At 50.2% G+C, this 9,456-nt stretch carries 12 protein-coding genes; 6 read left to right on the top strand and 6 right to left on the bottom strand.

Annotated elements, in window-relative coordinates; translation table 11 throughout:
- Positions 1 to 22 precede the first annotated feature (22 nt).
- From IM284_RS22525 to IM284_RS22495, 6 genes are all read right to left on the bottom strand, one after another.
- Positions 23 to 1,150, bottom strand: coding sequence for a site-specific integrase (locus IM284_RS22525; RefSeq protein WP_193055943.1), 1,128 nt, complete (start codon positions 1,148 to 1,150; stop codon positions 23 to 25).
- Positions 1,131 to 1,376, bottom strand: coding sequence for an excisionase (locus IM284_RS22520; protein WP_071785721.1), 246 nt, complete (start codon positions 1,374 to 1,376; stop codon positions 1,131 to 1,133). The genes IM284_RS22525 and IM284_RS22520 overlap by 20 nt, the downstream gene beginning before the upstream one ends.
- Positions 1,377 to 1,428: 52 nt before the next feature.
- On the bottom strand, positions 1,429 to 3,912 hold the full coding sequence (locus IM284_RS23805; RefSeq protein ID WP_370552126.1) for a 3'-5' exoribonuclease domain-containing protein: 2,484 nt from the start codon (positions 3,910 to 3,912) through the stop codon (positions 1,429 to 1,431).
- A gap of 176 nt (positions 3,913 to 4,088) precedes the next feature.
- Positions 4,089 to 4,271 carry a DUF1482 family protein gene (locus tag IM284_RS22505; RefSeq protein WP_193055942.1) on the bottom strand — a complete coding sequence of 61 codons (183 nt, stop codon included), beginning with the start codon at positions 4,269 to 4,271 and terminating at the stop codon, positions 4,089 to 4,091.
- The gene (locus IM284_RS22500; protein ID WP_193055944.1) at positions 4,268 to 4,465 is read right to left on the bottom strand and encodes a hypothetical protein; all 198 of its coding nucleotides are present in this window, start codon (positions 4,463 to 4,465) and stop codon (positions 4,268 to 4,270) included. The genes IM284_RS22505 and IM284_RS22500 overlap by 4 nt, the downstream gene beginning before the upstream one ends.
- Positions 4,466 to 4,697: 232 nt before the next feature.
- Positions 4,698 to 5,117 (bottom strand): helix-turn-helix domain-containing protein, encoded by a 420-nt coding sequence (locus tag IM284_RS22495; protein WP_149366343.1) that lies wholly within the window; start codon positions 5,115 to 5,117, stop codon positions 4,698 to 4,700.
- 77 nt (positions 5,118 to 5,194) lie between these two features.
- Between IM284_RS22495 and IM284_RS22490 the strand changes: the two genes are divergently transcribed.
- From IM284_RS22490 to IM284_RS22465, 6 genes are all read left to right on the top strand, one after another.
- The gene (locus tag IM284_RS22490) at positions 5,195 to 5,407 is read left to right on the top strand and encodes a Cro/CI family transcriptional regulator (RefSeq protein WP_047749228.1); all 213 of its coding nucleotides are present in this window, start codon (positions 5,195 to 5,197) and stop codon (positions 5,405 to 5,407) included.
- A complete protein-coding gene (locus IM284_RS22485; RefSeq protein ID WP_193055941.1) occupies positions 5,407 to 5,859 on the top strand; it encodes a hypothetical protein in 453 nt (150 codons plus the stop codon). Before IM284_RS22490 ends, IM284_RS22485 begins: the two co-directional genes overlap by 1 nt.
- Before the next feature lie 22 nt (positions 5,860 to 5,881).
- Positions 5,882 to 6,799: a helix-turn-helix domain-containing protein gene (locus IM284_RS22480; RefSeq protein ID WP_193055940.1), complete on the top strand. Its 918-nt coding sequence runs from the start codon at positions 5,882 to 5,884 to the stop codon at positions 6,797 to 6,799.
- Between the two features lie 2 nt (positions 6,800 to 6,801).
- A complete protein-coding gene (locus tag IM284_RS22475; RefSeq protein ID WP_193055939.1) occupies positions 6,802 to 7,542 on the top strand; it encodes an ATP-binding protein in 741 nt (246 codons plus the stop codon).
- A 17-nt stretch (positions 7,543 to 7,559) separates the two neighbouring features.
- A complete protein-coding gene (locus tag IM284_RS22470; protein ID WP_193055938.1) occupies positions 7,560 to 8,216 on the top strand; it encodes a DUF1627 domain-containing protein in 657 nt (218 codons plus the stop codon).
- A 1,022-nt stretch (positions 8,217 to 9,238) separates the two neighbouring features.
- Positions 9,239 to 9,456 (top strand): hypothetical protein (locus IM284_RS22465; protein ID WP_226838940.1); only part of this gene is annotated, 218 nt, incomplete at its 3' end.

Genomic DNA, 9,456 nt, shown 5'->3' with positions numbered 1-9,456 from the left:
ATATAAAGGAGTGTATACTCCTTTATATAAATATTTTAATCCAATCTTTACCCCGATCATCATGATATCGAGCCGTTTGATTCGGTGACTTATGACCTAGCAACTTCTGAGTATCTATCCCTTGAATCTCATATAGTCTTTCCGCTAACGAGCGTTGTTCATGGAAAGTAGCTGGCGTGCCATTCCCCCAATTTATGTCTGATTTATCACGAGCCTTACTGAAGTTCATTGTTATTGTGTTCGACTTTACCTGAGCACCTCGTTCTGCCATTGAGGTTGCCCGAAAGAAGTGGATTAGGTATGGACTCACTGCATAGTCACGGCAACGTGCAACTACATCCCTCAAACTCCAGTCAATCGCGTTAAGCCTTAGGGATAGAGGGATCGCTAGCTTGCTCCCTGTTTTCTCCTGAACGACATGCAGATGGTCATCCCAAATATCGCTAAACTTCATGTTGGAGATATCCCCAAGGCGTTGACCAGTAACGTGTGCCAATAGCATTGCATTACCCATGTATTGATGGCGGGCATCAGCTATCTCGAAAATCTTTTGCCATTCGTCAAGGTTAAGACGCTGTCGGGTAATCCGTCGGCGTGGTTGTTTTGTAGCAAGAGCCGGGTTATAACCCGGCGGTACCTCGCCATAATGCTGTGCTTCCTTGAAAACATCGATCAAAACAGAGCGGATTACCTGGGCCATCCTCGGTTGACCTTCTGCAACATAGGACTCCAGTATCTGGGCAACATCCCGAACATCGACGGATGAAATCAATTTCATTCCCACGCTCTCACGAAGTAGGGCTACTGGTTTAGCCTTTTGTTTATGAGTGTTCGGCTTGATATCACCATTCTCCAGTCTTTCATCCTGAATTTTCCAATAACGATCTAACCACGTATTTGTTGTTATCGCCTTTTCTTTGCTGGTGGCGATCTTGTCACTGAGAGCCAAAACCTGCCTAGTGCGCTGTTCAGCTAGTCGCTCATTAGCTTCGATTGCTATTGCTGTTGCTTCAGCCTCGTTAGTTCCGAGGCTGTGAAATTTACCAGTAATAGGATGCTTATAACGCCAGTAGATTTTATTTACCTTACGACTGTAGAGCGGATAAAGATTAGGTATCTTAACGTTGTTTTTACGTGGTCGGGCAGCCATCAGACAGTATCCTTTGAAGCATAGGAGAATCAGATTTTTTAATAACGGGCTGGGTTAAATTACCTGTAATCTCGGCATCTTCTCTTACCCGCCAGTATCTTCCTTCTTTGGTGGCCGGGGGAGTGAACATGCTCTCTTTAGCGTATCGGCGTAAAGTATTCAGACTTGGGGGATTACTCCGGTATTTTTCCGCAGCCCATTCTTCTAAAGTCAGCATTTGAAGCATATGATTTACCTCATAATGGCCCATATCAGAGCCATTTTCTGAAATTAAAAAATCAGTGTTCAGTCAGACGCTGCCAGATTGCAGACACGTATTTGATCTGATGATGAGCATCCGAAATAGCCTTGTGAGGTTCTCCCTCAAATGGGATCTCATAGCGAGGCTTGCAGCCAACGGCTTTACCCAACTCGACAATTGTTCTTACATCCCGGTTATTCCAGAACTTCCATGGGCAGGGGATCCCCGTCCGGTCGTAAGATGCCTCAAGCAGGACATTGTCATAAGTGGCACCATTACCCCAGACCTGAACAGAATCAGGGCCGTTAACCGCATTCTCGCCTATAAACTCATTTAGCTGCAGTAATGCATCATCGAGCGGAATAGCATCATCCATCACTAACTCTGAACGAGCTTCAGGTGAAGCTTTGAGCCAGAATATTATCGTAGATGCATCCGGAACCCCGCCGCTGGCCATTGAAGATTCCAGGCTAATCACTTTGTAAAATTCCGATCCGGTATTACCTGTAGATGGATCAAAGAACACAGCTCCGATAGATACGACTGGCGAATCAGCCTTTTTACCAAACGCTTCAATGTCGACCATAAGGTGTGTATAGAGCATTTCAGGCTCGGCATGATTATGATGACCGGAATCATTATTTATAGCAGCTGTGCTGTTATAAGTTTCAGTAGTGCTTGCGCCTGAGATAGTTTCTTCCGTGACTTCTGATAACGCAGCACAGTTCGGGGTTTCATCATTACCAGTTTCTTCCATCTGCACATTATCGACGTACTCCGCTGCGGTATCTTGTTGGTCGATTTCAGCGTTGCTAGTGGCCAACCCTTCAATAGAAAAAAGACCATTACCAACTTTTTCGAGAACCGGATGCGTGTCGCCGTCGACCTGAGTCTCCTCATTCTGGCCGCTAGTTTCAACAGCAGAGTCATTAGTTACCTCGTTTATCCAGCTCACCTCAGGGTTATGGCGCGCAGCCGCAAGAGTTTCGTCTGATGGAGCAGAATGATCGCTTTCAGTCTGGTTCGCGTTAATGAATCCGCTGAGACGTGCCGGGTATAGGTAATGCTCTGGGTGAGCGCTGCGGATAAGTGCAAAGATAGCTGCACGCGAGTAATCCAAAACTCCCGGAGTTGTACGAAGAGCTATAGACCATTCTTTGAATGGACTTTCTTTTTTACTCACGATCTCTTTTGCCCGACGGAAAACACCACCAGGGATATCATAAATGTTGAAATCCATTGGTAACGTGGCCAGCGCAATCTCTAAATCGAGAGTGTCTAGATCATGTTTAAGGTCAGGGTTTCTGTCGGTCTTGTTGCCTCCGCCAGCATTCGTACCGCTTTCAGTACGCTGTATTTCTGCAACGCGATTGCCTTTGGCCCATTCTTTTACCAGCAGGCCGTGGTCAATGTAATCAGTCGCCGCCCAGATTCTGGTGAATCGGAGAACCAAAGCGAGTTCGTGACGCTTTTCCTGGCTGAACACTTTGCGAATGGCGTCGGTATAGCGCCACAGGTCTTTGGTGTCGTAACTTTTAACCTGTTCGCAGTTTTCTGCCGCCAGCAGTAGGTTCTGGACATAGCTGTTGTCAGTGTCCATCTCCAGCGCGCTGATACCTTCGTATTCTTCGCGGGTTAAGTGGTGGCGCAGTTCGTGGGAGGTGAACTGGGCGAGTAGCTGCTTGCGGAAGGGCATGCGAACGACTGGATAACGTGTGGTTTCGTCATCATTCTCGTCAATCTGGATAGCGTTATCAGGTTCAAAACCCTGACCTGCTATAACGCCAGTGTCGCTGGTGCTTTCAGATTTCAGAGCGGGAAATTTGCCGCTGCGCCAGTCTTCCACTAATTGGTTGCGAGCGCTGGCATCTGCTTTAGCCCAGTCAACCATGAATGCAGCGATATCTTGAGTTTCGTGCGTTTCATCTGGCGCGAATACCTGCTTAATCGCCTGAATGAGTTTCCACTCAGCGTTCAGGCTGAGTTCGGCAACTTCAGGGATGTCGCTCTTCGCCAGCAGCAGGTTCTGAAGATAGGTGTTGCCTTCATCCAGTGACATTTCGCTGGCAGCCAGCTGCTGCTCTTTTGTGATGTGTGATTGATACTTGTCGCTGGTCAGGTGAACGGCAAAACGTACTGCTGGAGTGCGGTTTTCAAGCGGGACACTCTCGACGGTGGTTTCAACTGTAGTGATCGCTTCCGGAGCGGCAGTGTTGTTGTCCACGGCTCCAGTAGACTCATCACCAGCCTTTGGCAGCCAGGTGCGTCCATCGTCGTGCAGTTCGTAGCGTTTGCACCAGGTGTAATCCACTGTGCTTTCTTCCGGCAGGTCGCTGTAAACAGGGAAATCGGTACGGACAGACTTGCTATAATCCTTGCCCCGGCCAGTTTCAATGCCAGCATCTTCCAGCTCAACATCCAGCTGCAAATTGGCTCGCGCTTCTGATTTAGCAGTGAACCAGATAACGGCATCTTCTTTGCCGGATTTCTGTGTTGCCTTGATTAAATGAAAGAATTCCATATCGGGTCCTTAATTTTGGTTGTAAGATACCCGCAGCTAGTGATTGCCGCCTTGGGTAGTGGTCATTGGTCAAAACTCGATTCCGGAAAGCTTTGGTCGGCTGACCGGGTACTTAACCCGCCTTGCGCGGGTTTTGTGCTTTAAGGGGCTGGTAACAGCCATTGGTCACAACTCGATTAAAATTTGAAAGCTGGCTGATGGTCGTCAGCTGATTTGTACGAGTAACACTCTCCTTTAACGTGCTGCTCTTTGGCAGCTGCATCACAGCCAGCTTCGGTTTGGTATACACCGAGCATGATGTCTGAGCATTCCCCGGTGAGGGCACAGACGGTAACGATCAGGGCAAAGAACGAGCTCATGCTTTAAGCTCTGGATTGCCTTTCTGTGCCAGTAAGTAGCAAAGCTTACGAACCAGAACTTCAAACAAATTTAAGCGAACGGCTTGGCAGCCAGCTTTTTTGCGTGCGAAATCGATCATGGTTAACTCCTGTGTGCCTTTAACGCCAAACTGGCGGAACGGTAAACCTGCTGCGCGATTGTCTTTCCATTTCATCCGGTGTTTCGTATGTCGCCGGCAGCTACTTCATGGGCGTCCTGCTTGTTCGCTCTGTTTACCCTTATCGCCGGGTAGGCGGAACGTTTACTGATTACTGCTGTTAAGTTTTGATAACGCTGATTGTTATTTAAACCTAACAAATCGTCAAGTATAAATTTCGCAAAACCTAACATAAGGGGTGCGGAAAACGCAAAAAGGCCGCTGTTGGAGCGGCCTATGAGGGTGAAAATTATTTGATGTCGAGGTTTTTGAGGATCTGCAGGATTTCTTCTTTGCTTTTGGTTTTTATGAGGTCATTGAACGTTTGATCATAGTCCTTGACCTTATCCCGCAAATTGATGATGTGTTGTTCTTTCTCTGCATTAGGAAGCTTGTCGAAGAGCTCTAAAAGCTGATGCTGCTGTGGGGATAACAATCTGTAGGATTCGGCTGGTGGTGGTTCATACCCCTCATCACCCTTAATAATCCAGCCCGGCTCTACGTTCAGTGCTGCAGCTAGTTTGAATAGGTTATCGCCTCTCGGTGAGGTTTCATCACGTTCCCACTGAGAGATTGTGACATGGGCAACCCCAGCCTGTTTACCTAGGCTGCGCTGGGTATATTTCAAGGCAGAGCGTCGCTCTTTTATACGCTGACCGATCGTTTTCATAGTTCGGAAATCCTAACGCGCATTGACTCTTGTTTCCTTAACATATAAAGTTAGGAAAACTTACCAAGGGGAACCCAATGAAAACCGAAGATGTAATAAAACACTTTGGGAAAAAAGCCAATGTGGCGAGAGCTCTCAACATCGCTCGATCCTCTGTCAGTGAATGGGGGGAGTTGGTCCCTGAACGACGAGCCGCGCGACTGGAAAAGATAACGGGTGGTGCATTGAAGTACGACTCAGTTTTGTATGAGCACAAAGATAACCCAAAAGATTCAAAGGAGTCTGACTGATGGAAATCAAAAAACTAGCATGTGAGCTGGAGTCCTGGGCTCAGGAAAAGGGATGGAAGACGGTCACGCAGCTTATAACCCCGCATCACTTTGGCGATCTGCTTCAGCCATTGGATAACGTGACGGACCCTGACGAGTACGCGCGGCGCTTGCACAACAACAAGCAAATTATTCAGCGTGCATTCCGCAACCATACGCCTAACTACCTTAAGCAGGCGCAAGCCCTGAGCTATGCCATCCGCACCGCCATTGATAACGAGCTGGAGCAGAAAGACTGCATGCTCTACCGGGCAGCCAGAGTTAACAAAGAGTGTATCGAAGCCACCAATGCAGTCTTCACTGGCAAACCGCAACCGGTAATCCGCCGCGAGACTCTGGAAGCAATAGACGCGCTGGCGCAGCTGGTCGGCGTCAAAGTGAAGCTGGTTTCGACTTGTTCAAACGTAGCCTAGTTCAGTTGTATCGAGGTGTTCTATGAGCATGGAACTGATGGTTCAGGCGATGAAGGTCAAGGTAGGAAACCCGCTTCGTAAGCTGGTTCTGCTTAAGCTGGCCGATAACGCAAGTGACCAGGGCGAATGCTGGCCGAGCTATCAGCATATCGCTGATCAGTGTGAGATCAGCCGTCGTTCCGTCATGAATCATGTTGCCGCGCTTTGCGAGTTTGGACTGATGCGAAAAGAGACCAGATCGGGGCCGAAAGGCAATGGCAGCAATTTCTACCGACTAACCCTGAGCGGTGCAAATACCAGTGCAAGGGTAGTGCAGGAGATTCACCAGGATGGTGAAGCAAATTCACCAGGGGCTGGTGCAGGAAATTCACCAGATGGTGCAGCACGTTCACCAGGGGATAGTGAAGGAGATTCACCCAGAATCAGTCACTCTTCTGAACCAGTCAAAGAACCAGAAAATAATTCTCGTCCGGATGCTTCGCAGTCCGACGGAAAGATTTCAAAAGCAGAATTTTTAAATCGTCACCCGGAAGCAGTGGTTAGTAGCCCTACGAAACGCCAATGGGGTAGCCAGGAAGATTTGACCTGTGCGCAATGGATTTGGAAGCGCGTGCTGAAACTCTACGAGGAGGCCGCAACCTTTGACGGCGAGATCGTTCGTCCGAAAGAGCCGAACTGGACGGTCTGGGCGAATGACGTTCGTCTGATGCGCACCCTTGATGGCCGTAGCCACAAGCAAATTTGTGAAATGTTCAAGCGCCTTCAGAGCGATACGTTTTGGGTTCGCCAGGTGAAATGCCCGGCCAAACTCCGCGAAAAATGGGATGACCTGATTATCCGCCTGTCGGCACCGGGCACCGGGCATTACCAGGCTGGTGGACGGGATATCAATCAGATCTCCCGTCCAGATAACACCGTTCCGCCAGGATTCAGGGGGTAAGCATGCAAAACGCAGGTTCCATTCTCGATCGCCTTCGCCGCGTAATTCCGCAAGGCGTAGAACCCAAATTCAAGAACGCCGCAGAACTGATGGCATGGCAGCGTGAGGAAGGGCAGAAACGTGCGGCTGAGGTGGACAAACTCAACCAGCAGGCACGAGCAGAGAAAATTTTCGGGCGATCCGGGATCCAGAACCTGCACCGCAGCTGCAGTTTCGCGAATTACACGGTGAACGGCGATGGACAGCGCCATGCACTGAGTATGGCAAAGAGTTATGCGCAAAATTTTGGAACCGGCTTTGCGAGCTTCGTTTTCACCGGAAAGCCCGGCACGGGGAAAAACCACCTCTCAGCGGCGATCGGAAATTATCTGCTGAAACAGGGGCGAACGGTTCTGATTGTGACCGTGCCGGACCTGACCCTGCGCGCCAGGGCCTGTTATGACGAAGGGCGTTCTGAAGCCGCGCTGCTGGATGACCTCTGCAAAGTGGATTTGCTGGTGCTCGACGAAGTAGGCATTCAGCGTGACAGCCGCGGCGAGAAAGTTTTGTTGAACCAGATTATCGATCGTCGCCTGGCCGCAATGCGCCCGGTTGGCGTTCTGACCAACCTGAATTACGACGCGCTGGTGGATACCCTGGGGGCAAGGGTTATCGATCGCCTGCGCATGGATAACGGAATTTGGGTGAATTTTGACTGGGAGAGCTATCGCGGAAACGTTAGTCACCTGAGACCTGTTAAGTAAATTCTGAGGAGAAAATTATGGAATCAGTAATCGACGCACTGAAAGCAATGGGTAAAGCAACCTACCTCGATGTAGCAGCCCGCTTGGATATCGAGCCCGTAGAGGCACTGAAAATGCTTCGCGAGCAGAAGGAAGAGGGGTTGTGCGATTTCTTCGATGGGTCATGGTCGATCGGTACCGCGAAGGAGCATCAGCCGAAGCGTATCAGACCCAAGCAGCCATCGCCGCTGGTGGAGAGGGTATTGGCAGCAATGCAGGGGAAGGGAGCTATGAGCGCCAATCAGGTCGCAGAAAAACTGGGTAAAGGATCGCGAGCCCTAAATGCCTCTCTGGGTGCAATGTGCAAGGACGGTCTGGTCCTGCGCCATGTGGACGGTAAAAACATCACCTGGAGTCTGGCGGGTGAACCGGCCACTCAGCCAGAACCGCAGGAACCAGCGTCAGAGGGTAGCGACAAAGCAGCTGCGCCAGCCAGCAAATCCACGGCTGAAATTATTCAGGATATACCGGCATTCGCTTCCCGTCCAGACGATGTGATTATTCCGTCATCGCGTTATATCTCGACTGAAATCCGCCGCACGAAAGCGAAGCTGGCAAACCTGCAGCGTCTGCAGGGGGCCGTTCGCGAGCTGCGCCGTCATAAGCATCTGCTGGAGGGGCTGGGGAATGACTGATTTACCGAAATGCCCTGAATGCGGAATGGCTCCTTCACTGAGGGTTCGCAGCCGTGGGATGAACTGGGGTTCAGCAGAGGTCCGCTGTTCTAACGGTTGCCTTGGAGTCCGCGCGGGATTTTCTTTCCCGCCTGATGGACAGGCAGCGGTCCGGCAGTTGCTTCAAGAAAAATGGAAAGAGCTAGTGGAGGCCAAGAGAGCAACATCGACAAACATGTAGTGCAAGCAGTTGCTGACTTGAAGGCTGGATACACCCTCGGTCACGCTAATGTGGCAATCCTGAATGAGCTGGCTCGTATCGCGCTGGCATCGCTCGAAGCCACGCATGTAGGCTAAATCGACTCTGAATACGTCGAGCTCATCAAGTCTGGGCATATCGAATCATGCTCTGTGTATGCCGAGCCCGAAGAAGGATGCATTACTGTGTTCTCCGCCCCGCCAGCGACGGTAGTGCCTGATGGTTGGGGGGCGGTGCCGATTGTGCCTGCCTATCAGATGTGCGAGGCGATGGTTCTGCCATGGGAGAGCCCGCCATGCCTGGAACGCTATAAGGCGATGATTGCTGCAGCACCTAGAGTCTGAAAAAACCATATGTCGTATAGTTGAATCTTTACGCGAACGCTTGTTTAATAGTTTTATCCCCGCGAGAGATCCAGAAAGGAGGGCTTTATTTTGTCCGAGTTTTTGTATTCCCCCGCATGCCGCTGCAGAGCGCAACATCTGAGTGTCTGACCAGGGGATAGAACAAGATTGGATAGTGGGCAAAGAGTGGCGACGGAGGCTGTGCCGATGTCTACCAGTTCACCCTGGGGGTGTTCAGCTCTTGCCTTCAGTGTTGCGATTGAAGGTTAACCCATGAAAACCCGAGAGGTCAGACAACCAATTTGCCAGAGGAGCATGCCCGGACCGATTCCGGCCAGCCAACCGAAAGCGATGCGAAAAAGCATAAACTCGGCCCTCCAGTCGCCTAAATTACCGCCTTGTGGCGGTATTTTTTTGTTTGTTAATCAAAGGTGGATGTTATGAACGAAGCATGGGCGGCAATTACCGCAGGGGTGATTGCGGCAGCAGCAGGGGGCATTGGTTTGGTAATGACTAAGGAAAACAAGACCTCTGAATTTCGTCAGGCGTGGATCCAGGATTTGAGGCTCGCCCTGACAACATTTAGTTCTATTCTTTTAACCGTGCGGAATTTATCAGCAGAAGGTCATCTTGTCCCTGAAGGTGACAAGCAAAGAGT

It is taken from the genome of Enterobacter cloacae complex sp. P12RS (assembly GCF_014895875.1).
Lineage (GTDB): Bacteria > Pseudomonadota > Gammaproteobacteria > Enterobacterales > Enterobacteriaceae > Enterobacter > Enterobacter bugandensis.
The sequence above is the reverse complement of the archived record's forward strand: the minus strand, read 5'-3'. Positions and strand labels throughout refer to the sequence as shown.